We start from the raw sequence: 20,480 nt of genomic DNA, 5'->3' as shown, positions 1-20,480 counted from the left end.
CCTCGCCTCACATGGCTGTGCAGACAGTTGCAAGCAGCACCTCCGGATCCACCGTCGATCTCGGCCCCGCCGCAGCGCTGAGCTGTCGCGAGTGCGGTCACCGCGTCCCCCTCGGCCCGGTCTTCGCCTGCGAGGAGTGTTTCGGCCCGCTGGAGATCGCCTACGACTTCTCGGCCTACGACACCGAGGAACTGCGCAAGAGGATCGAAGCGGGCCCCGCGAACATCTGGCGCTACGCCCCGCTGCTGCCCGTCCCGGCGGACGTGGCCGGCAAGCCGAACCTCAACCCCGGCTGGACCAAGCTCGTCAAGGCCGACAACCTGGCCCGCGAACTCGGTGTCACCGGCGGGCTGTACGTGAAGGACGACTCCGGCAACCCGACGCACTCCTTCAAGGACCGCGTGGTCGCCCAGGCCCTCGAGGCCGCCCGCGCCTTCGGCTTCACCACCCTGTCCTGCTCCTCCACCGGCAACCTCGCCGGTGCCGTCGGCGCCGCGGCCGCCCGCGCGGGCTTCCGCTCCTGCGTGTTCATCCCGCACGACCTGGAGCAGGGCAAGGTCGTCATGGCCGCGATCTACGGCGGCGAGCTCGTCGGCATCGAGGGCAACTACGACGACGTGAACCGCTTCTGCTCCGAGCTGATCGGCGACCCGGCCGGCGAGGGCTGGGGCTTCGTCAACGTCAACCTGCGGCCGTACTACGCCGAGGGCTCCAAGACGCTGGCGTACGAGGTCTGCGAGCAGCTCGGCTGGCGGCTCCCGGACCAGATCGTCGTCCCGATCGCCTCCGGCTCGCAGCTCACCAAGATCGACAAGGGCCTTCAGGAGCTGATCAAGCTGGGTCTGGTCGAGGACAAGCCGTACAAGATCTTCGGCGCCCAGGCCGAGGGCTGCTCACCGGTGTCCACGGCCTTCAAGGCCGGGCACGACGTCGTGCGCCCGCAGAAGCCCGACACCATCGCCAAGTCGCTGGCGATCGGCAACCCGGCCGACGGGCCGTACGTACTGGACATCGCGCGCCGCACGGGCGGTGCGGTGGAGGATGTGACGGACGAACAGGTCGTCGACGCGATCAAGCTGCTCGCCCGCACCGAGGGCATCTTCGCGGAGACGGCGGGCGGCGTGACGGTCGGCGTGACGCGGAAGCTGATCGAGAGCGGCGTCCTCGACCCGACGAAGACCACCGTCGTCCTCAACACCGGCGACGGCCTCAAGACGCTGGACGCCGTGGCCGGCACAGGGCTCACCGCGACCATCCGTCCCAACCTCGAATCGTTCCGGGAGGCCGGCCTCGCCTGACCTCCTCCTCGGAGGCCCGAGGAGTCCAGCGGTCACCCGCTGGGCTCCCCGTTCACGGCCGGCCGCCCCGGGGACGAACCCGAACCGGGGTCTTGTGCCGGCTCCACGGCCGTGACCGCCGGCCCGGCGGCCAACACGCAAAACAGTCTTATCGTCACCGGAGGTCAAACCGCATGAGCGTGACCGTTCGCATCCCCACCATCCTGCGCACCTACACCGGCGGACAGGCCGAGGTGGACGCCGAGGGCGCGACCCTCGCCGAGGTCATCTCCGACCTGGAGAAGAACCACACGGGCATCGCCGCGCGTGTCCTGGACGACCAGGGCAAGCTGCGCCGCTTCGTCAACGTCTACGTCAACGACGACGACGTCCGCTTCGAGCAGGGTCTCGAGACGGCCACCCCGGACGGCGCCGGCGTGTCGATCATCCCGGCGGTCGCCGGCGGCTGACCAATACCGTGGGTAACATCCGTTACTCACCGTTCCCGGAACGGCCCCCTCCGTAAGAGAAACGGAGGGGGCCGTTCTGCGTGATTGAGCGCGGTACAGTTGGGGAACGCGCTCCCGATCGCCGCATCGGGAAGCCCTGGATTCCTGCCGCACGCCGATGAGAAGTAGCCAAAGTGCGCGGGTTTTTCGCGGCATTTGCCTTGTTTATGGGGCCCGACTTGCCCTGAATCGAGATGAATTCTCGTCATATTCCGGACCCGATCCGTCCAGATTTCTCGTCCGATTGACCTGTTGCAGACGGCAGTTGGACAGATACATTCAGCCGCGGTCGACGCGTTCCGGCGCACGCCCCCGTCCACGGGGGGTGAGGTCTGACCCGGGTCCGCGAAGTGTGGATCTGTGCAAGGGCCAGTAATAGGGGAGTTAGGCATGGCTCAGGGCACCGTCAAGTGGTTCAACGCGGAGAAGGGCTACGGCTTCATCGCGGTCGACGGTGGTGCGGATGTTTTCGTCCACTACAGCGCGATCCAGATGGACGGTTACCGCACCCTGGAAGAGGGTCAGCGGGTCGATTTCGAGATCTCGCAGGGCCAGAAGGGGCCGCAGGCAGACATGGTTCGGCTCGCGACCAGCTGAAGCACGCGCCGACTGACAGCGACGTTCTTCTGTACATCTTCGAAGGGCTCGTGCCTCCCGGGGTACGAGCCCTTCGGTCTGTCCGGACGCCGCGCGTGTCCGCTGTTCACCTGGGGATCCGCTCGAGCCGCTTGCACTCGGCATGGGCGAGTGCTAATCATTGGCGTTAGCACTCTGAAGGTGAGAGTGACAGCGAAGGACCGGGTCGGTGAGGTCCGCGGGCCAAGTGGGGCAAGGAACCACGGGGTCCGCGAGCCGTCCGTCGCGGGCGCGGGCGCGGTCCGAAGGAATCACCCCCAGTCCTGGAGGGACCACTTCACATGGCCAAGATCATCGCGTTCGACGAGGAGGCGCGGCGCGGCCTCGAGCGCGGCATGAACCAGCTCGCGGACGCCGTGAAGGTGACGCTCGGCCCCAAGGGCCGCAACGTCGTCCTCGAGAAGAAGTGGGGCGCCCCCACGATCACCAACGATGGTGTCTCCATCGCCAAGGAGATCGAGCTCGAGGACCCGTACGAGAAGATCGGCGCCGAGCTGGTCAAGGAAGTCGCCAAGAAGACGGACGACGTCGCCGGTGACGGTACGACCACCGCGACCGTGCTCGCCCAGGCCCTGGTCAAGGAAGGCCTGCGCAACGTCGCCGCCGGCGCCAACCCGATGGCCCTCAAGCGCGGTATCGAGAAGGCCGTCGAGGCCGTCTCCGCCGCCCTGCTCGACCAGGCGAAGGAGGTCGAGACCAAGGAGCAGATCGCCTCCACCGCCTCCATCTCCGCCGCCGACACCCAGATCGGCGAGCTGATCGCCGAGGCCATGGACAAGGTCGGCAAGGAAGGCGTCATCACCGTCGAGGAGTCGCAGACCTTCGGCCTGGAGCTCGAGCTCACCGAGGGCATGCGCTTCGACAAGGGCTACATCTCCGCCTACTTCGCGACCGACATGGAGCGCATGGAGGCGGTGCTCGAGGACCCGTACATCCTCATCGCCAACTCCAAGATCTCCTCGGTCAAGGACCTGCTCCCGCTGCTGGAGAAGGTCATGCAGTCGGGCAAGCCGCTGCTGATCATCGCCGAGGACGTCGAGGGCGAGGCCCTGTCGACCCTGGTCGTCAACAAGATCCGCGGCACCTTCAAGTCCGTCGCCGTCAAGGCCCCGGGCTTCGGTGACCGCCGCAAGGCCATGCTCGGCGACATCGCCATCCTCACGGGCGGCGAGGTCATCTCCGAGGAGGTCGGCCTCAAGCTGGAGAACGCCACCCTCGACCTGCTGGGCAAGGCCCGCAAGGTCGTCATCACCAAGGACGAGACCACCATCGTCGACGGTGCCGGCTCCTCGGAGCAGGTGGGCGGCCGCGTGAACCAGATCCGCGCCGAGATCGAGAACAGCGACTCCGACTACGACCGCGAGAAGCTCCAGGAGCGCCTGGCCAAGCTCGCCGGCGGTGTCGCGGTCATCAAGGCCGGTGCCGCCACGGAGGTCGAGCTCAAGGAGCGCAAGCACCGCATCGAGGACGCCGTGCGCAACGCCAAGGCGGCCGTCGAGGAGGGCATCGTCGCCGGTGGTGGCGTGGCCCTGCTGCAGACCACCAACGTCTTCGAGAAGCTGGAGCTCGAGGGTGACGAGGCGACCGGCGCCCAGGCCGTGAAGCTCGCGCTCGAGGCCCCGCTGAAGCAGATCGCCGTCAACGCCGGCCTCGAGGGCGGCGTCGTGGTGGAGAAGGTGCGCAACCTGACCCCGGGTCACGGCCTGAACGCCGCGACCGGCGAGTACGTCGACCTGGTCAAGGAAGGCATCATCGACCCGGCGAAGGTGACCCGCTCTGCCCTGCAGAACGCCGCCTCCATCGCCGCGCTGTTCCTCACCACCGAGGCCGTCATCGCCGACAAGCCGGAGAAGGCCGCCGCGCCGGCCGGCGGCGGCATGCCGGGCGGTGACATGGACTTCTGATCCGCTGAAGGCCCCTCGCGGGCCTTGGAGGATCGGATCCGTCCTTTCGTACCGAGGGCGGCACTCCCTGGAAGCAGGGGGTGCCGCCCTCGGGCGTGTTCCGGGTCACACCGGTGGGGCGGTGGAAATGGTGTGACAGGCGGGGCGGTTGACGCCGGTGCGCGCGTTACATGCGCGTGCACATACCATGCGGTATCCGTCCGTCCTCCCGTCCTGTCGAGGAGCCCATATGACCGTCACCGCCCCCGAGTCCGGACCCGCCCCCGAGTCCGCCTCCCGTGCGGCCCGGATCCTCTCCCGTCCCGTCGTGCTGAACGGCCTCACCGTCCCGAACCGGATCGTGATGGCCCCGATGACCCGCATGTTCTCCCCGGGCGGCGTCCCGGGGGAGGACGTGTCGTCGTACTACGCCCGCCGCGCCGCCGCCGGCGTGGGTCTGATCGTCACCGAGGGCACGTACGTCGGGCACGAGTCGGCGGGGGAGAGCAGCCGGGTGCCGCGGTTCCACGGCGAGGAGCAGCTCGCGGGCTGGGCGAGGGTCGCCGAGGCCGTGCACGCGGCGGGCGGCACGATCGTGCCGCAGCTGTGGCACATCGGCATGGTCCGCCGGCCGGGCCGGCCGCCGTTCGCGGACGCGCCCCCGGTCGGTCCCTCCGGGCTGCGCGTCGGCGAGTCCGAGGCCACCGGCAAGGCCATGACCCAGCAGGACGTGGACGACGTCATCGGCGCGTTCGCCGAGGCGGCCGCGGCGGCCGAGCGCATCGGCTTCGACGGCGTGGAGCTGCACGGCGCCCACGGCTATCTGCTGGACCAGTTCCTGTGGGCGGGCACCAACCGCCGTACGGACGCCTACGGCGGCGACCCGGTGGCCCGGACGAAGTTCGCGGCGGAGATCGTCGCGGCGGTGCGCGCGGCCGTCTCGCCCGAGTTCCCGGTCCTCTTCCGGTACTCGCAGTGGAAGCAGGAGGCCTACGACGCGCGGCTCGCCGAGACGCCCGAGGAGCTGGAGGCCATCCTGACCCCGCTCGCGGCGGCCGGCGTGGACGTCTTCCACGCCTCCACCCGCCGCTACTGGCTCCCCGAGTTCGAGGGCTCGGACCTCAACCTGTCGGGCTGGACGAAGAAGCTGACGGGCAAGCAGGTCATCACCGTGGGCTCGGTCGGCCTGGACGGCGACTTCATCAAGGCGTTCCAGGGCGAGGGCGCCGCGCTCGGCGGCCTGGACAACCTGCTGGACCGCATGGAGCGCGACGAGTTCGACCTGGTGGCCGTGGGCCGTGCGCTGCTCCAGGACCCCGAGTGGGCGGCGAAGGTCCTGGGCGACCGCTTCGAGGAGCTGAAGCCGTACGACGCGGCGGCGGTGAAGACGCTGAGCTGAGCGCCGTCGCCCGGCGCACCCCTACGACGCCGGTGCCCCCTCGTGCTCCACGCGGCGCGGGGAAGCGCCGGCGTCCTCTCCGAATGTAGCTTGCTTAACTCAATCAAATTGAATTAAAGTTGCCTGAGTCAAGTACACCTGCGCTCCACGGAGACGTCTTCATGTCCGACGCACTCGCCCCGCCGGCCGGCGCCGGGGCTCCGCCCAGACCCAACGTCGTGGTGGCCGTGCTGGCCCTCGGCGGCATCGTGGTCTCGCTGATGCAGACCCTGGTGATCCCGATCGTCCCGGAGCTGCCCAAGCTGCTGCACGCCTCGGCCTCGGACGCCGCCTGGGCCGTCACCGCCACCCTGCTCGCCGCCGCCGTGGCCACCCCGGTGATGGGGCGCCTCGGCGACATGTACGGCAAGCGCCGCATGCTCCTGCTGAGCATGGGCATGCTGGTGGTCGGCTCGGCCACGGCCGCGCTGAGCGACTCCCTCACCCCGATGATCGTCGGCCGGGCCCTGCAGGGCCTCGCCTCCGGTGTGATCCCGCTCGGCATCAGCATCATGCGCGACGAACTGCCCGCCGAGCGGCTCGGTTCGGCCACCGCGATGATGAGCGCCTCGCTCGGCGTGGGCGGCGCCCTCGGCCTGCCCGCCGCCGCCGTCATCGCCGAGAACTTCGACTGGCACATGCTGTTCTGGACCTCGGCGGGCCTGGGCGTCCTCGCGGCGGCCCTGGTCCTTCTCCTCGTGCCCGAGTCGAAGGTGCGCACCGGCGGCCGCTTCGACGCCGTGGGCGCCGTCGGCATGGCGGTCGGCCTGGTCTGCCTGCTGCTGGCGGTCTCCAAGGGCGCCGACTGGGGCTGGGGCAGCGGTACGACCCTCGGCCTGTTCGCGGCGGCGGTCCTGGTCCTCCTCGCCTGGGGCGTCTTCGAACTGCGCATCCAGGCCCCGTTGGTGGACCTGCGCACGACGGCCCGCCGGCAGGTCCTGGTGACCAACCTCGCCTCCATCGCGATCGGCTTCGCGATGTTCTCGATGTCCCTGGTCATCCCGCAGCTGCTGCAGTTGCCGAAGCAGACCGGTTACGGACTCGGCCAGTCGCTGCTGGCCTCCGGCCTGGTGATGGCTCCCTCCGGCCTGGTGATGATGGCCGTGGCCCCCGTCTCGGCCGCCGTCTCCCGGGCGCGGGGCCCCAAGGCGACCCTGATGATCGGCGCCCTGATCGTGGCCGCCGGCTACGGCCTGAACATCCTCCTGATGGACCAGGTCTGGCACTTCGTCCTGGCGTCCTGCGTCATCGGCGCCGGAATCGGCTTCACCTACGGTTCGATGCCCGCGCTCATCATGGGCGCCGTGCCCGCCTCCGAGACCGGCGCGGCCAACAGCCTCAACACCCTGATGCGTTCGATCGGCACCTCCACCGCCAGCGCGGTCGCCGGTGTCGTCCTCGCCCACATGACCACGAAGTTCGGCCCCTACGCACTGCCCTCCGAGAACGGCTTCCGCACGGTCCTGGCGGTCGGCGCGGGCGCGGCGCTCCTCGGCTTCGCCGTCGCCTCCTTCATCCCGCGGCAGCAGGCCACCGGGACGGGCGAGCCGGTGGCGGCGGCCGGGGCGGCGGAGGTGTCCGAGGCGAAGGCGTAGGCCGCGGGCCCGCCGGACCGCGCCCCGTCGGCCGCCTACAGGTTCCCGAGCGGCTCGATGTCGACGCGTACGGGAGTCCCCCAGACGCGCACGACCTCGTAGTCGGTGAACTCGTGCACGAGCCGGTAGGCGATCGCGGCGCGCGGCCCGCGGCGCTGGGCGGCGATGAACAGCTCGGCCTCGCGCCGGTCCCGGCGCGGGGTGCCGCACAGCTGCCACTCCCGCCCGTTCCACTGCTCCGGCAGCCACCGCTGCTGGGGCTGCGGCCGGTCCTCGCGCACGCCGTAACGGGAGGGAACGGGGGAGTGGGCGGCAGGTTCGCCGGCGGGGCGGCCGTACGACGGATAGGCCCCGTTCACCTCGGAACGGCGGGCGGCGCGCCGCCGGGTCTCGCAGAGCAGACAGCGGTCGGGCGCACTCTCGTCCACTGGGCCGTTCGGATGTTCGGGGCACCGGGTGGCGGGGGCCGTGCCGGTGACGCTCTCCTCCAGGAGGTCGAGGGCGCGCCGGAGGTCGCCCTTCACCTCGTGCAGCTTGGTGTCGGGTGTGTCGGCGGTGAGCGCCTCGCCGTGCTCGCCGAGGAGACGGAGGGCCCGGCCGAGGGCGGTGAGCTGGGCGTGATTCATCGTGCCCTCCAGCGTAGGACGCCGTGCGCCGCTGCTGTCCCGTACCCGGTCACGAGCGGGGGATCCGGACCACAGCGCGGACCGCGACCTGGGCCTTCACCGGACCGCGACCTGGGCCTTCGCCCGGCGGTCCGGCCTGCATCCGCCATTCCCCGGACGCGAAGCGATGCGGAGTAGGTCGGCGTGCGCCGTTCGCCGGGGTGTCGAGGCCGCCGGATCCGGGCTGGCGTCCGCCTTCGGCCGGGGCGTCGAGGTCACTCGGAGTCAGACCGGCACTCGGCGGGGCGTCGAAGGCACCGGGAGTAGGTCGGCGTGCGCCGTTCGCCGGGGTGTCGAGGCCGCCGGATCCGGGCTGGTGCCCGCCTTCGGCCGGGGCGTCGAGGTCACTCGGAGTCAGACCGGCACTCGGCGGGGCGTCGAAGGCGTCCGGAGTCGGGTCGGCGGGCGCCGTTCGCCGGGTGTCGAGGTCACCCGGAGTCGGGTCCGCGGCCGTCACTCGGCGGGGCGTCGAGGCCACGGCGTCCCGGCCGTCGGCCTGGCCGGGACCGTGCCCGTGGGACCCGCCGTTGGTCCGGCCGGGGCCCCGCCCGTGGTTCCGGCAGGGGCCCGCGCGGGGATCCGGCCAGAGTCAGGGCTTCGCCCGTTCCAGGGCCGCGCGCAGGTGGCCGGCGGACTCCTCCAGGAGGTGGGCCGCCGTGGGGGCGTCGACGCCGGAGAGGAGCGTCAGGATCGCGTTCTTCACCTCGCCGTCCGTGGCCGCCAGCGCCCTCTCGATCTCCTCGTCCGCCGCGCCCGTGGCGAGGGCGACGATCCGGCGTGAGCGGGCGCGGAGCTTGTCGTTGGAGGCGCGCACGTCGACCATCAGGTTCCCGTACGTCTTGCCCAGGCGGATCATCGTGATCGTCGAGAGCATGTTGAGCACCAGCTTCTGGGCCGTGCCGGCCTTCAGCCGGGTCGAGCCGGTGAGGAGTTCCGGGCCGGTGACGATCTCGATCCCGTGCTCGGCCGCCGCGGCCAGCGCACTGTCCGCGTTGCAGGCCAGGCCGATCGTGAGGGCGCCGCGCTCACGGGCGTGTTCGACCGCCCCGATGGCGTAGGGGGTGCGGCCGGAGGCGGAGATGCCGACGACCGTGTCGTCCGGCGTGAGACCGAGGGCGTCGAGCGCCTTCGCGGCCAGCTCCCGTGAGTCCTCGGCACCCTCGATCGAGGTCACCATCGCCTCGGGGCCGCCCGCGATCAGCCCCACCACCTGGGACGGCTCGGTGTTGAAGGTGGGCGGGCACTCCGAGGCGTCCAGCACCCCGAGCCGCCCCGCCGTACCGGCCCCCGCGTAGATCAGCCGGCCGCCGCGTGCCATCCGCTCGGCCACCGCGTCGATCGCGGCGGCGATCTGCGGCAGCCGCTCGGCCACGGCGGCCGGCACGGCGGTGTCCTCGGCGTTCATCAGCCGCGCGATCTCGAGCGTGGGCAGCCGGTCGATCTCGGACAGCTCGGGGCGGAACGCCTCGGTCGTCAGCGACTCCAACTCGGTGCGCAGCTCATGGAAGGGGGACGTGGACGTCATGAGGGGCGGCTCTCTCCGGGACTCTCTACGGGCTTCGGGCGGTGCGGTACGGCTGACGGTGCCGGTGGTCGTCGGCGGCTGCGGAGGCGTATCTCCTCGGCGGCTACGAGCGCTGGTTTCCGCCGCGCGGGCTGTGCCGGTGGGCAAGCGCCTCGTACGACGCCGCCAGCGCCGGTGCCGCCGTCTCGTACGTCCGCTGGGCCACGCCCACGAACAGGCAGTCGACCACGAGCAGTTGACTGGTCCGGGAGGACATCGCCGCCGGGCGCAGCTCGCTCTCGCGGGACGTGGAGGTGGTCAGGACGTGGTCGGCGTACTGCGTGACGGGCGCGTCGGGGCGGCCGGTGATGGCGACGGTGGTCGCGCCGCGCTCGAAGGCGACCCGCAGTGGCTCGATCACGTCCCCGGTGGAGCCCGAATGGGTGATCGCGATCGCCACGTCGCCGGCGCGGAGCTGCACGGCGTTGGTGACGGCGAGGTGCGGGTCGCTGGGCGCGTGGGCGATCAGCCCTATCCGCAGCAGCTTCTGGGTGAGGTCCTGGGCGACCAGGCCGGAGGCCCCTATCCCGTACACGTCCGTGCGGCGGGCGGCGGCGAGCGCGGTGACGGCCGCGCCGAGCTGGACGGTGTCGAGGCCGGCGGCGGTGTCGGCGAGGGTCTGCTGCTCCTCGTAGGCGAGTTTGGCGACGACGTCGGCAATGGGGTCGTCCACCGCGATGTCGGTCGTGATGGCGGGCGCGCGCCCGGACTGCTGCTGGGCGGCGAGACCCGCGAGGGCGAGACGCAGGTCGCGGTAGCCGGGGTAGCCGAGCAATCGGGCGGTGCGCACGACGGTCGCCTCGCTGGTGCCGGTGAGCTCGGCGAGGCCGGTGACCGTCAGGGCCGCGCAGCCGGCCGGGTCGTGCGCCACGGCCTCGGCGACGCGCTGCATGGAGCGGGTCATGGAGGGCGCGAGCGTGCGAACCTTGGCCGCGAGGGCGGCGGGCGCGGGGGGTGTGCCGACCGCCGGGCCGCCCGAGCCTGCGAAAATTTCCTTCACGTCCTGGTTCACACTATGAAAGATATTTTCTGTGCGGACGTGTGGTCAAGAGTGCGCACAATGGAGACATGGACCCCATCAGCCCCCTGGAGCAGGCCCTGCACGCCGCCCGCGCCCTCGTCCTCGCCGACCTGGTCGCGGGCGAGGTCGCGGAGGCGGACGTGGTGTCGCTCGTGGAGGACTCCGTCGCCCAGCGCCGCTGGTGGGTGGAGCAATGGCCGGACGGCGCGCGGTACGTGGCGGGACTGGTCGCACAGGACGTCCAGGACGCCCTCCTGGAGCGGTACGGCCGCTGGCCGTTGTGCCCCGTCTGCGGTTACGGCGACCCGCACGCGCTGGACGTGGAACCGGAGCTCGGACCCGACCCGCACTGGGTGTGCTCGAAGGCGGGCGTCAAGGTGGCGCCGGTGGGAGGGCTGTCGGAGGCGACGGGCCGGGAAACCCCGTCGTGACGGCCGTGCGAACCGTCCTGTCCCGGACGGCGGCGCCATGACCCTCTACATCGACCCGCCCAACTGGCCGGGCCACGGCCGCATGTGGTCACACCTGGTCAGCGACGTCTCGTACGAGGAACTGCACGCCTTCGCCGAGCGGTTGGGCGTGGCCCGCCGCGCCTTCGAACGGGACCACTACGACCTTCCCTCCCACCGCTACACCGACGCGGTGGCGGCCGGCGCGGTGGAGGTCAGCAGCCGCGAGGTGGTGCGGCTGCTGTACGACGCCGGCCTGCGCCGCCCCAAGCACGGCCTTCAGCGGCGCAGTTCGTAGGTCAGCTCCTCCCCGTCGTCACCCACCTGGGTGAACCCGGCCCGGGTGACCACCCGCTGGGAGGGGCCGTTGTCCCGGTCGATCCTGGCGTACAGCCGCCGTACGTCCTCCCGCGCCAGCGCCCAGGCCGACAGGGCGCGCAGCGCCTCGGTGGCGTAGCCGCGTCCGCGGGCCGGCTCGGCGAGGTCGTAGCCGACCTCCGCCCGGCCCTCCTCGTCGGGCGGCCCGTGGAAGCCCATCCCACCGACGGCGCAGCCGTCCTCCCGCCGCACCAGCACGAACAGCCCCCACTCGGGCCGGTGCGCGCCGCTCTCGTACGCCTTCACGACCATCCCGGCGGCCCCCCGCGTGCCTTCGTAGGGCGCACCGCCGACCCAGACGAATCCCCCGCTCCCGCCGCGGTCGAGGTCACGGGCGGCGGCCGGGGTGGCGCCCTGGAGGCTGAGGCGCTCGGCGGGAATGACGAGCGGGTTGCTCCACCGCCACTCGGTGACCGGCGCACGGCCGGGCAGCTCGCCGCGGCCGGTGGCCCACAGCAGGGTCGGCCAGGCGGCCGGGCCCGGCCGGACGTGCGGGAAGAGCCGGCTCAGCACGTCCTCGCACAGCTCGGCGGGCGGCTCGTGGTCCAGTCCCAGCCCCTGTGCGATGTCGTGGGTGTGCAGCAGCACCTCCGCGACGCCCATCGCGGCGAAACCCTCGCGGTCCGCACTGCCGAAGGGGTACGGGTGGAAGGCCCGCACCTCCCGCGGAGTGGTGCGGACGGCGGCGGTGAGCAGGGCGCCGGTCGCCTCGATCACGTCCAGGACGCCCGCGTTTTCCGTGCCCTCGTCGAGGGTGATCTCGAAGGGGACGTACGCGCTCCGGGCGCGGCCCGCCAGCTGCCCGGCGTAGGCGATGAGATCGCTCGCGACGTGCTCGGCGGTCTGCCGGCAGCTCCACTCCAGCCGCCCGGCCCTCACCCCTTCCCAGTCCCGGTCCGTCGCCGTCCGCAGCAGCGCCACGGCGCCCGCGACGGCCTGCTCCACCTGGTCCCCGCCCCATGCCTGCATACGGCGCAGGGTAGGCGCGGAGGCGAGCTCAGAGCGAGAGCATTTCCAGCTCGGAGGTGATGTTGTAGCGCGCCGTCGCCTCCCAGTGCCGCTGTGCGTACGGGGTGCGGAACAGACAGGGCAGCGAAAGGAGTTCGCGCAGGATCGCGGCGCGGCCCTCGCGGAAGGCGTCGCTCGGGACGAAGTGATACTCCTCGCGGACGGCGGCCGCGTAGGCGGCGTAACCCGAGGGGGGCGAGGCCAGGATCGCCAGGTCGGCGTCGCACAGGACCTGGCCGTCGGGGTCGTCGTCGGCCGGGTCGTGGGTGACGGTGAGGCGGACCAGCCGGGCCACCTCGGCGGTCTTCGCCTCCGGTACCCCGGCCTCCGGGAGCGCGCGCTCGGCGAGGCGGGCGGAGCGCTCCTCGTTCTCGGAGCGGTCCGGCAGGTAGACGGCGTCGTGGAACCAGGCCGCCAGGCGGGCCACGTCCGGGTCGGCGGCGTACTCCTGGAGCACGTCGACGTGGTCCAGCACGGCGGTCAGGTGCGTGAGCGTGTGGTAGTGCCGCTGCGGCTCGGACCAGCGCCGCAGCAGATCGTCGGCGTAGGGCGCCGGGTCGGGGCCACCGCCTGTCCCCCGGGCTCCCTCCAGGGCCCGGGTCCAGCGGGAGCGCAGTGCGTCGAGATCGGCGTGATCGGCCATGGCGTCATTGTCCCCGCGGCGATCCGCTTCATCGAGGCGGACCGGCCTGCGCCGGGTCGCCTGCGCCCGGACCGCGCAGCCGGGGCCGGTGCCGCGCGACACCCCGGGACGGCGGGCAATCCGCACGTGGCATCGAGCAGTTGCCGCCGGACAGGCCCTAGCGTGGTCCGCATGACTTCTGCTGATCTGCACGAGGTACGGGACCCGGAGCTGCCCGGGCGGCTGCTCGTCATGGAGCGTGACGCGCTGATCCCGCTGCTGCGGGCGCGGTCGGACGCGGACTTCGCGCTGCCGACGGCCGCGTGTCCGGGCTGGACGGTGCGGGACGTGCTCGCGCACTGTTCCGCCGCGCTGATGAGGGTGGTGGAGAGCCGGTTCGAGAAGGGGGTGTTCTCCCCCGAGTCCAACGAGCGGGACATCGCCGAGCGGGCCGACTGGGCGAACGCCCGGGTGGTGGACGAGCTGGAGCGCGGGATGACCGAGGCGGGCCCGGTGATCGCGAGGGCCGGCGGGGTGCTGGACATGATCGCGCTCGGCGAGTGGGTGCACGCCGGCGATGTGCGCGAGACCTTCGGCGAGGCGGGGGCGTACGGGGGCGTGGGCCTGCCCTACGCGCTCCCGCTCCTCGTCCGGGTCACCCGTGAGAAGGGCCATCTGCCGCTCCACGCCGACCTGGACGACATCGACGAGCCGCTGCGGCTGGGCGACGTGAGCGGTGAGCGGACGCCGGCGCGGTACATCGGCGACGCCGCCACCCTCGTACGGCTCTACGCGGGCCGTCCGGTGCCCGAGGCGGCGGCCGGGGCGGGGTACGAGCTCGCGGGCGCGGAGACGGCGGAGTTGAACATCTTCGGGTGACCGGTTGTCGGTCGCGGGCCTCACCCGGCGTACCCTGATATTGGACTAGACCTGTCAGCCCCAGGGGAAACCGTGGAAAGGGGTCCCATGAGCATGCGTGCAGTCCTGGAGGTGATCGCCCTCGACGTCGAGGACGCGGTCGCCGCCCAGGCCGGAGGCGCGGACCGTCTCGAGCTGGTCACCGACATGGCGGCCGACGGGCTCACCCCGTCGGTCGGCACCGTCGCCGGGATCCGCGCCGCCGTCGACATCTCGTTGCGCGTGATGGTGCGGCTCGCGGACGGGTTCGCCGCGGGCGGTGCCGGGGGCGTGGACAGGCTGACCGGGGTCGTGGGGGAGCTGCGGGCGGCGGGAGCCGAGGAGTTCGTACTCGGATTTCTCGACGCGGACGGCGCGGTGGACCTGGCGGCCGTGGAACGGGTGGTCGCCGAGCTGGACGGTTGCCCCTGGACCTTCCACCGGGCCATCGACCGGGCCGCCGACCGTGACGCCCTGCGCAAGCAGCTGGACGGGCTGCCCGGTCTCGACACGTACCTGACCGCGGGCGCGGCCGGCGGTGTGGACGACGGCCTGCCCACCCTCGTCGCGGAGGCGGCGCGCGGCGGACAGCCCGGCTACGAGCAGCGGATCATGGTGGGCGGCGGTCTGCGCCTGGACCACGTACCGGCCCTGCGGGCCGCCGGCATCGACGCCTTCCACATCGGCGGCGCCGCTCGCCCGGGCGGCTGGGCCGGCCCGGTCTCGGTCGACTCGGTCGCGCAGTGGCGCACGGTGCTGGACGAGGAGACCGTCCGCTCCGCCGTGTGAGACGGGACGGACCGGCCGGGGCACCCGGCCGCGTCCGCGCCCGACGGTCAGACCAGCTGGGCCGGGAGTGCCGTCTTGTGGGTGACGATCAGGCCCGAGACCGCTCGGGTCAGGGACACGTACAGACGGCGCAGTCCGGTGCGTTCGTCGGGTTCGCCGTCGACCACGGCCTGCGGCTCGTCCAGGACCACGTAGTCGTACTCCAGGCCCTTGGCGAGCGAGGCCGGGACCAGGGTGAGGCGGGTCTGGGCCGTCGTCTCCTCACCGGGGGACAGATACGTCAGTCCGGCCGCCGTCAGCGCCTCGGCGAGGGCCGGGACGCGGGCGTCCGCGGCGATCAGGCCGGTCGAGCCCTCGTTGCGCAGCAGCTCCTCGCAGGCGGCCACCACGTCGGCGTCGCCGGCCGTGTCCCCCTCGGTCGTACGGATCTCGAAGAAGCCGGGGTTCTCACGGACCGACGCGACCGGGGTCAGGCCCGGCGCGATGTGCGGCAGCAGGCGGGAGGCGTAGGCGATGACGTCCGTCGGCACACGGAAACCTGCCGTCAGCTCCTCGATGACCCCCTCGGACTTGCCGAGGTGGGCCAGCGCCTCCTCCCAGGTGCGGGTCGCCCACGGCGTGGTGCCCTGCGCCAGGTCGCCCAGGACGGTCGCGGAACCGGTGCTGCAACGCCGGCCGACCGCCCGGTACTGCATGGGGGACAGGTCCTGCGCCTCGTCGAGGACCACATGGCCGAGGGAGTGCGTGCGCTCGACGAGATCGGCCGCCTCGTCGACCAGGACGGCGTCGGCCGCCGACCACCTGGCCGACTTCACCGACCGTACGGGTCCGGCCCACAGGATCGTCTTCTGCTCGTCCTCGGTGAGGATCCCCTCGGCGTGCGCGGCGAGGAAGTCCGCGTCCGTCAGCAGCCGCAGCACGAGCTTGGCGGGGTCGACGGGCGGCCAGACCGCCTTGACGGCCGCCTTCACCGCCGAGTTGCGGGCGACGGCGTCCTGCACGCGGTCGTCGGGCGCCTCGCCCGCCCGCTCCATCTGCACCAGCACGGCGTGCGCGATCCGCTGCGGCAGGGCCTCGCGGGCCGCGTCGTAGCGGATGCCCCGGTCCAGCAACTCGCGGACCAGGTTCTCCAGTTCGTACGCCGGGACCCGCCAGCGGCGCGAGCCGCGCACCACCACGACCGGTTCGGTGGGCATCGTGACGTGGGAGTACACGGCCCTGCGCAGGACCTCCGCCATCCGCGCGTCCCCCTTGACGATCGCGGCCGGCGCGTCGTCCGTGCCCCGCACCTCCACATGGGCCACCAGGTCGTCGACGGTCGCCTGTCGCACCGTCAGCTCGCCGAGCGCGGGCAGCACCTGCTCGATGTAGTGCAGGAAGGACTTGTTCGGCCCGATGACGAGCGTGCCGGTGCGGGCCAGCCGCTCCCGGTGGGCGTAGAGCAGATAGGCGACGCGGTGCAGGCCGACGGCGGTCTTGCCGGTGCCGGGGCCGCCCTGGACGCAGACGGTGCCGCCCAGCCCGGACCGCACGATCTCGTCCTGCTCGGGCTGGATGGTCGCGACGATGTCGCGCATCGGGCCCACGCGCGGACGCTCGATCTCCTGCTGGAGCAGCTTGCCGGCGGTGGCGGCCTTCGACGGCTCAGTCGGGTCGGACAGGTGCTCGTCCTCGTACGCCGTGAGGTCGCCGCCGGTGTAGCCGAAGCGGCGGCGCAGCCCGACGTCCATCGGGTCCTTCCTGGACGCCCGGTAGAACGGCTGCGAGACAGGTGCGCGCCAGTCGATGACCATGGGGTCGCCGTCAGTGTCGTGCACGTGCCGCCGCCCGATGTAGAACCGCTCCCCCTCGGCCCCTTCCGCCTGCTCCGCGCCGGGTGCGTTCAGGTAGTCGAGGCGGCCGAAGAACAGCGGGGTGTCGCTGAGGTCGGCCAGCGCCTTGATGCGCGCGTCGATCTGGTGGGCGAGGACCTCGGCGTTGACCCAGTTCGCGGTGACGTCGCGGATGTCGAGCGACTCGACGTCCTCACGCATGGCCCGCAGGGCGGCGCGGGAGGCGGCCAGGTGGGAGCGCTCGCGGGCCAGGGGTGCGTCGGCGAGGTGTGCGGCGGGGTCGACGGGCGTGGACAAGGGGGTGCCTCCGGAGGACCTACGGGACAGGCGGCTGGGCCTGGACGGCCGTGCCATGCGGCTGCGGGATCTGCCGGCCGGTTTCCGTCCGGTCGGCGGCACTCCGTGGGGAGGCGGGCAAGAGCGGAGATTCTAGGACGCCGGGGGAGGTGGACGCCAACCGATTTATCTCCACGTCCCCTAGGGGCCGCTGCCGGACGGGTGTAGGGGGCGTGGTCCCTCCAGAGGGGTACGTGGAGGGCGCGAAGGTTGGCTCCGAAGACCGATGCCCGCCTTGTGTCCCCGGACCCACCATTGAGCCATGACCGCAGCGACCCTCCATCCAGCACCCGGCGCGCGCCCGGCCGGCGCCACGGCCGTCCGGGGCAGTCACCGCCACCGTCTGGGCGACGCTCTCCACGCCGTCAAGGTCTTCCTGGGCGCCGCGTTCGACGTGATCGTCCTCGGGGAGTACGGCGAGGAGGCGGGCATACGTCACAAGTGACCCATTAGGGTCGGTGCGTGACAGAACGGATGGTGGCCCTCCGGTCACACGCGGCAACCCCCCTCGTCCTCCTCGCCGTCTCCTTCGCCGCCTTCGCGATCCTGCTCGCCGTCCTGCGCGTGCGGATGCCCGACGCGGTGGTGTACCAGGCCGAGGGTGCGGCCGTCGTCCACGGCCGTGACCTCTACGGCTTCACGATCACGGCGGGGCGGTTGCCGGCCACGTATCCGCCGTTCGCGGCCCTGCTGTTCGTGCCGACGGCATGGCTGCCGGTCCCGGCGCTGAAGGTGGCGTTCCTCGCGGGCAACGCGCTCCTGCTCGCCTGGCTCGTCCACCTGTCCGCCCGGCTCGCGGGCCGCCGGGCCGGACCTGCGCTGCTGTGCGCCGCGACAGCCCTCGCCGTCTGGCTCGAACCGGTCTTCCAGACCTTCGTGTTCGGGCAGATCAACCTCGCGCTGGCCTGTCTGGTCCTGTGGGACCTCACGCGGCCGTCCGGCGCGCGCGGGAAGGGAGCCGCGATCGGGGTGGCGACCGGGATCAAGCTCACCCCGGGGCTCTTCGTCGTCTACCTGCTGCTGCGCGGGCGCCGGCGAGAGGCCGCCACGGCGCTGGCCGCGTACGCCGCGACCGTCGCCGTGGGCGCGCTCGTCCTGCCCGCGGCCAGCGTCGAGTACTGGACCCGTCTCGTCTTCGACACCGGCCGTGTGGGGAAGCCGTGGATCATCGACAACCAGTCGCTCCAGGGCCTGATCGCCCGGGCGCTGAGGGACCCGGCGCCCGGCCCCGCCTGGCTGCTCCCGGCGTGCGCGGTGGGTGCCGTGGGCCTGTGGGCCGCCTGCCGGGCGCAGGACCGGTGGGGCATCCTGCTGACGGGCCTGACCGCCCTGCTCGTCTCACCGATCAGCTGGTCCCACCACTGGGTGTGGTGCGTCCCGTTGCTCGCCGTGCTCCTGGCCGAGGGCCGCCGCACCTGGGCGGCGGTCACCGCGGTCTGCTTCACCGCCCGCACGCTGTGGATGGTGCCCCGCGCCGGCGACGGGGACCTGCACCTGCCGTGGTGGCAGGAGCCCCTGGCCTCGCCGTACGCGCTGCTGACCTGCGCGATCCTCGCCTCAGCCGCCTTCGGGCAGCAGAATGTCCGCGTCGTCGAAGATCCGCAGCATGACCAGCAGCAGCCGTCCTCGGGAGACCATGTACTCCGCGACGATCTGTGACGTCAGACGGATCTCCCGGTCCTGCTCCCCGGGGCCTATGGTCCGTGACAACCCGGTGTAGGGATCACGGGCCAGTATCTCCACGGCCTTGTCGAGGGCGGCCCTGCGGACGGGGTCCAGACGGTCGCGGTCACGGGCCGCCGACTCGGTGTACAGCACCTCGTACACGTCCTCGTGGGGCATGTGGCACCCTCCCTCGCTCCGGCTCGTGCCGCCTCCTCAGGGTACCGAGCCGGAGGACGAGGCCGGGAACGGTTCGGTCAGCTCTCCGTCAGCAGCTCGTCCGCGTCCATGATCCGGTAGGCGTAGCCCTGTTCGGCCAGGAAGCGCTGGCGGTGGGCGGCGAAGTCCTGGTCGATCGTGTCGCGGGCGACCACCGAGTAGAAGTGGGCCTGGTGGCCGTCGGCCTTGGGCCGCAGCACACGGCCGAGGCGCTGGGCCTCCTCCTGGCGGGAACCGAAGGTGCCCGAGACCTGGACGGCGACCGTGGCCTCCGGCAGGTCGATGGAGAAGTTCGCCACCTTCGACACCACCAGCACGTTGATCTCCCCCTCGCGGAAGGCGTCGAAGAGCTTCTCGCGTTGGGCGTTGGACGTCTCGCCCTTGATGACCGGCGCGTTCAAGTGCTCGCCGAGCTCGTCGAGTTGGTCGATGTACTGGCCGATCACCAGGATCTGCTGCCCGGCGAAGCGGCGGACGATGGCCTCCGTGACCTTCCGCTTGGTCGCGGTGGTCGAGCAGAAGCGGTACTTCTCCTCGGTCTCGGCGGTGGCGTAGGCCAGCCGCTCGGAGTCGGTCAGGTTCACCCGGACCTCGACGCAGTCGGCGGGCGCGATGTAGCCCTGCGCCTCGATCTCCTTCCACGGCGCGTCGAACCGCTTCGGGCCGATCAGGGAGAACACGTCGGACTCGCGGCCGTCCTCCCGCACGAGGGTCGCGGTCAGGCCGAGGCGGCGGCGCGCCTGCAGGTCGGCGGTGAACTTGAAGACCGGCGCGGGCAGCAGGTGCACCTCGTCGTAGACGATCAGGCCCCAGTCCCGGGAGTCGAACAGCTCCAGGTGCGGGTAGACGCCCTTCCGCTTGGTGGTGAGGACCTGGTACGTGGCGATGGTGACGGGCCGGATCTCCTTCCTGGTCCCGCTGTACTCGCCGATCTCGTCCTCGCTCAGCGAGGTCCGCTTCACCAGCTCGTGCTTCCACTGCCGGGCGGAGACGGTGTTCGTCACGAGGATCAGGGTCGTGGACTTGGCCTGCGCCATCGACCCGGCGCCGACCAGCGTCTTGCCCGCACCGCAGGGGAGGACGACGACGCCGCTGCCGCCGTGCCAGAAGTTCTCCACGGCCTGCTTCTGGTACGGCCGGAGCGTCCAGCCGTCCTCGTGCAGCTCGATCGGGTGCGCCTCGCCGTCGACGTAGCCCGCCAGGTCCTCCGCCGGCCAGCCGAGCTTCAGCAGCACCTGCTTGATCTGACCGCGCTCGGAGGGATGCACGACCACGGTGTCCGGATCGATCCGCGCCCCGACCAGCGGAGTGATCCGCTTGGACTTCAGCACCTCCTCCAGCACCGGCCGGTCGGTGGTGGTCAGGACCAGCCCGTGCGCCGGGTGCTTGCTCAGGGTCAGACGGCCGTAGCGGTCCATCGTCTCGGCGATGTCGACGAGCAGCGCGTGCGGCACCGGATAGCGGCTGTACTGCACCAGCGCGTCCACGACCTGCTCCGCGTCGTGCCCGGCGGCGCGCGCGTTCCACAGGCCGAGCGGCGTCACCCGGTAGGTGTGGATGTGCTCGGGCGCCCGCTCCAGCTCGGCGAACGGCGCGATCGCACGACGGCAGTCGTCGGCCCGTTCGTGGTCGACCTCGAGCAGCAGGGTCTTGTCCGACTGGACGATCAGGGGACCATTCACGCGCAGCGCCCTTTCCGT

20 protein-coding genes are annotated in these 20,480 nt (G+C 71.9%); 12 read left to right on the top strand and 8 right to left on the bottom strand.

Features of this window, described 5'->3' with window-relative positions:
• Positions 1-11 precede the first annotated feature (11 nt).
• From thrC to BZY54_RS07910, 6 genes are all read left to right on the top strand, one after another.
• Positions 12-1,298, top strand: coding sequence for a threonine synthase (thrC, locus tag BZY54_RS07935; RefSeq protein ID WP_086723969.1), 1,287 nt, complete (start codon positions 12-14; stop codon positions 1,296-1,298).
• A gap of 173 nt (positions 1,299-1,471) precedes the next feature.
• A complete protein-coding gene (locus BZY54_RS07930) occupies positions 1,472-1,747 on the top strand; it encodes a MoaD/ThiS family protein (protein ID WP_086723967.1) in 276 nt (91 codons plus the stop codon).
• A 429-nt stretch (positions 1,748-2,176) separates the two neighbouring features.
• On the top strand, positions 2,177-2,383 hold the full coding sequence (locus tag BZY54_RS07925) for a cold-shock protein (RefSeq protein WP_019057200.1): 207 nt from the start codon (positions 2,177-2,179) through the stop codon (positions 2,381-2,383).
• 320 nt (positions 2,384-2,703) lie between these two features.
• Positions 2,704-4,326 carry a chaperonin GroEL gene (gene groL, locus BZY54_RS07920; RefSeq protein ID WP_030164974.1) on the top strand — a complete coding sequence of 541 codons (1,623 nt, stop codon included), beginning with the start codon at positions 2,704-2,706 and terminating at the stop codon, positions 4,324-4,326.
• Positions 4,327-4,555: 229 nt separating this feature from the next.
• A complete protein-coding gene (locus tag BZY54_RS07915; RefSeq protein WP_086723965.1) occupies positions 4,556-5,704 on the top strand; it encodes an NADH:flavin oxidoreductase in 1,149 nt (382 codons plus the stop codon).
• Positions 5,705-5,865: 161 nt separating this feature from the next.
• Positions 5,866-7,338 carry an MFS transporter gene (locus BZY54_RS07910; RefSeq protein ID WP_086723963.1) on the top strand — a complete coding sequence of 491 codons (1,473 nt, stop codon included), beginning with the start codon at positions 5,866-5,868 and terminating at the stop codon, positions 7,336-7,338.
• A 35-nt stretch (positions 7,339-7,373) separates the two neighbouring features.
• On the opposite strand, the gene BZY54_RS07905 is transcribed toward BZY54_RS07910, so the two are convergent.
• The 3 genes from BZY54_RS07905 to BZY54_RS07895 form a co-directional block, all read right to left on the bottom strand.
• Positions 7,374-7,964, bottom strand: a complete 591-nt coding sequence (locus tag BZY54_RS07905) for a hypothetical protein (protein WP_086723962.1) — start codon at positions 7,962-7,964, stop codon at positions 7,374-7,376.
• Between the two features lie 628 nt (positions 7,965-8,592).
• Positions 8,593-9,528 carry an N-acetylmuramic acid 6-phosphate etherase gene (gene murQ, locus BZY54_RS07900; protein ID WP_086723961.1) on the bottom strand — a complete coding sequence of 312 codons (936 nt, stop codon included), beginning with the start codon at positions 9,526-9,528 and terminating at the stop codon, positions 8,593-8,595.
• Between the two features lie 103 nt (positions 9,529-9,631).
• Complete coding sequence (locus BZY54_RS07895) at positions 9,632-10,579, bottom strand: MurR/RpiR family transcriptional regulator (protein WP_086723959.1); 948 nt, start codon at positions 10,577-10,579, stop codon at positions 9,632-9,634.
• Between the two features lie 56 nt (positions 10,580-10,635).
• Between BZY54_RS07895 and BZY54_RS07890 the strand changes: the two genes are divergently transcribed.
• The gene (locus BZY54_RS07890; protein ID WP_086723957.1) at positions 10,636-11,019 is read left to right on the top strand and encodes a hypothetical protein; all 384 of its coding nucleotides are present in this window, start codon (positions 10,636-10,638) and stop codon (positions 11,017-11,019) included.
• A 37-nt stretch (positions 11,020-11,056) separates the two neighbouring features.
• Positions 11,057-11,335, top strand: a complete 279-nt coding sequence (locus BZY54_RS07885) for a DUF4031 domain-containing protein (RefSeq protein WP_086723955.1) — start codon at positions 11,057-11,059, stop codon at positions 11,333-11,335.
• Here the strand turns inward: BZY54_RS07885 and BZY54_RS07880 are convergent.
• Both BZY54_RS07880 and BZY54_RS07875 read right to left on the bottom strand, forming a co-directional pair.
• Positions 11,317-12,360, bottom strand: coding sequence for a GNAT family N-acetyltransferase (locus tag BZY54_RS07880; RefSeq protein ID WP_086724004.1), 1,044 nt, complete (start codon positions 12,358-12,360; stop codon positions 11,317-11,319). The genes BZY54_RS07885 and BZY54_RS07880 overlap by 19 nt on opposite strands.
• Positions 12,361-12,412: 52 nt before the next feature.
• On the bottom strand, positions 12,413-13,066 hold the full coding sequence (locus BZY54_RS07875) for an HD domain-containing protein (RefSeq protein WP_086723953.1): 654 nt from the start codon (positions 13,064-13,066) through the stop codon (positions 12,413-12,415).
• Between the two features lie 171 nt (positions 13,067-13,237).
• Here BZY54_RS07875 and BZY54_RS07870 point away from each other — a divergent pair, with 171 nt between their 5' ends.
• Positions 13,238-13,924 (top strand): maleylpyruvate isomerase family mycothiol-dependent enzyme, encoded by a 687-nt coding sequence (locus BZY54_RS07870; RefSeq protein ID WP_086724003.1) that lies wholly within the window; start codon positions 13,238-13,240, stop codon positions 13,922-13,924.
• Positions 13,925-14,011: 87 nt separating this feature from the next.
• Positions 14,012-14,731, top strand: coding sequence for a copper homeostasis protein CutC (locus BZY54_RS07865; RefSeq protein ID WP_086723951.1), 720 nt, complete (start codon positions 14,012-14,014; stop codon positions 14,729-14,731).
• A 47-nt stretch (positions 14,732-14,778) separates the two neighbouring features.
• On the opposite strand, the gene BZY54_RS07860 is transcribed toward BZY54_RS07865, so the two are convergent.
• Positions 14,779-16,860, bottom strand: a complete 2,082-nt coding sequence (locus tag BZY54_RS07860) for a HelD family protein (RefSeq protein WP_086723949.1) — start codon at positions 16,858-16,860, stop codon at positions 14,779-14,781.
• Between the two features lie 301 nt (positions 16,861-17,161).
• Between BZY54_RS07860 and BZY54_RS07855 the strand changes: the two genes are divergently transcribed.
• Both BZY54_RS07855 and BZY54_RS07850 read left to right on the top strand, forming a co-directional pair.
• Positions 17,162-17,344 (top strand): hypothetical protein, encoded by a 183-nt coding sequence (locus BZY54_RS07855; protein WP_086723947.1) that lies wholly within the window; start codon positions 17,162-17,164, stop codon positions 17,342-17,344.
• A gap of 29 nt (positions 17,345-17,373) precedes the next feature.
• Positions 17,374-18,558: a glycosyltransferase 87 family protein gene (locus BZY54_RS07850; RefSeq protein WP_208640587.1), complete on the top strand. Its 1,185-nt coding sequence runs from the start codon at positions 17,374-17,376 to the stop codon at positions 18,556-18,558.
• Here BZY54_RS07850 and BZY54_RS07845 read toward each other — a convergent pair.
• Entirely contained in the window at positions 18,457-18,741 is a 285-nt protein-coding gene (locus BZY54_RS07845; RefSeq protein ID WP_086723944.1) for a type II toxin-antitoxin system RelE family toxin, read from the bottom strand. The two genes, BZY54_RS07850 and BZY54_RS07845, sit on opposite strands and share 102 nt — an antisense overlap.
• A gap of 77 nt (positions 18,742-18,818) precedes the next feature.
• Positions 18,819-20,462, bottom strand: coding sequence for a DNA repair helicase XPB (locus BZY54_RS07840; protein WP_086723942.1), 1,644 nt, complete (start codon positions 20,460-20,462; stop codon positions 18,819-18,821).
• Positions 20,463-20,480 lie beyond the last annotated feature (18 nt).

The organism is Streptomyces carpinensis, from assembly GCF_002154505.1.
Classification (GTDB): Bacteria; Actinomycetota; Actinomycetes; order Streptomycetales; family Streptomycetaceae; genus Streptomyces; species Streptomyces carpinensis.
Note: the sequence above shows the minus strand (reverse complement) of the source record. Positions and strands in the feature narration are given on the sequence as shown.

Coding starts and splice junctions, on each gene's coding strand:
- BZY54_RS07870 (WP_086724003.1), top strand. CDS start 13,238: ATGACTTCTGCTGATCTGCACGAGGTACGGGACCCGGAGCTGCCCGGG.
- murQ (WP_086723961.1), bottom strand. CDS start 9,528: ATGACGTCCACGTCCCCCTTCCATGAGCTGCGCACCGAGTTGGAGTCG.
- BZY54_RS07905 (WP_086723962.1), bottom strand. CDS start 7,964: ATGAATCACGCCCAGCTCACCGCCCTCGGCCGGGCCCTCCGTCTCCTC.
- BZY54_RS07865 (WP_086723951.1), top strand. CDS start 14,012: ATGAGCATGCGTGCAGTCCTGGAGGTGATCGCCCTCGACGTCGAGGAC.
- BZY54_RS07910 (WP_086723963.1), top strand. CDS start 5,866: ATGTCCGACGCACTCGCCCCGCCGGCCGGCGCCGGGGCTCCGCCCAGA.
- groL (WP_030164974.1), top strand. CDS start 2,704: ATGGCCAAGATCATCGCGTTCGACGAGGAGGCGCGGCGCGGCCTCGAG.
- BZY54_RS07845 (WP_086723944.1), bottom strand. CDS start 18,741: ATGCCCCACGAGGACGTGTACGAGGTGCTGTACACCGAGTCGGCGGCC.
- BZY54_RS07915 (WP_086723965.1), top strand. CDS start 4,556: ATGACCGTCACCGCCCCCGAGTCCGGACCCGCCCCCGAGTCCGCCTCC.
- BZY54_RS07890 (WP_086723957.1), top strand. CDS start 10,636: ATGGACCCCATCAGCCCCCTGGAGCAGGCCCTGCACGCCGCCCGCGCC.
- BZY54_RS07885 (WP_086723955.1), top strand. CDS start 11,057: ATGACCCTCTACATCGACCCGCCCAACTGGCCGGGCCACGGCCGCATG.
- BZY54_RS07850 (WP_208640587.1), top strand. CDS start 17,374: ATGGTGGCCCTCCGGTCACACGCGGCAACCCCCCTCGTCCTCCTCGCC.
- BZY54_RS07925 (WP_019057200.1), top strand. CDS start 2,177: ATGGCTCAGGGCACCGTCAAGTGGTTCAACGCGGAGAAGGGCTACGGC.
- BZY54_RS07930 (WP_086723967.1), top strand. CDS start 1,472: ATGAGCGTGACCGTTCGCATCCCCACCATCCTGCGCACCTACACCGGC.
- BZY54_RS07875 (WP_086723953.1), bottom strand. CDS start 13,066: ATGGCCGATCACGCCGATCTCGACGCACTGCGCTCCCGCTGGACCCGG.
- thrC (WP_086723969.1), top strand. CDS start 12: ATGGCTGTGCAGACAGTTGCAAGCAGCACCTCCGGATCCACCGTCGAT.
- BZY54_RS07855 (WP_086723947.1), top strand. CDS start 17,162: ATGACCGCAGCGACCCTCCATCCAGCACCCGGCGCGCGCCCGGCCGGC.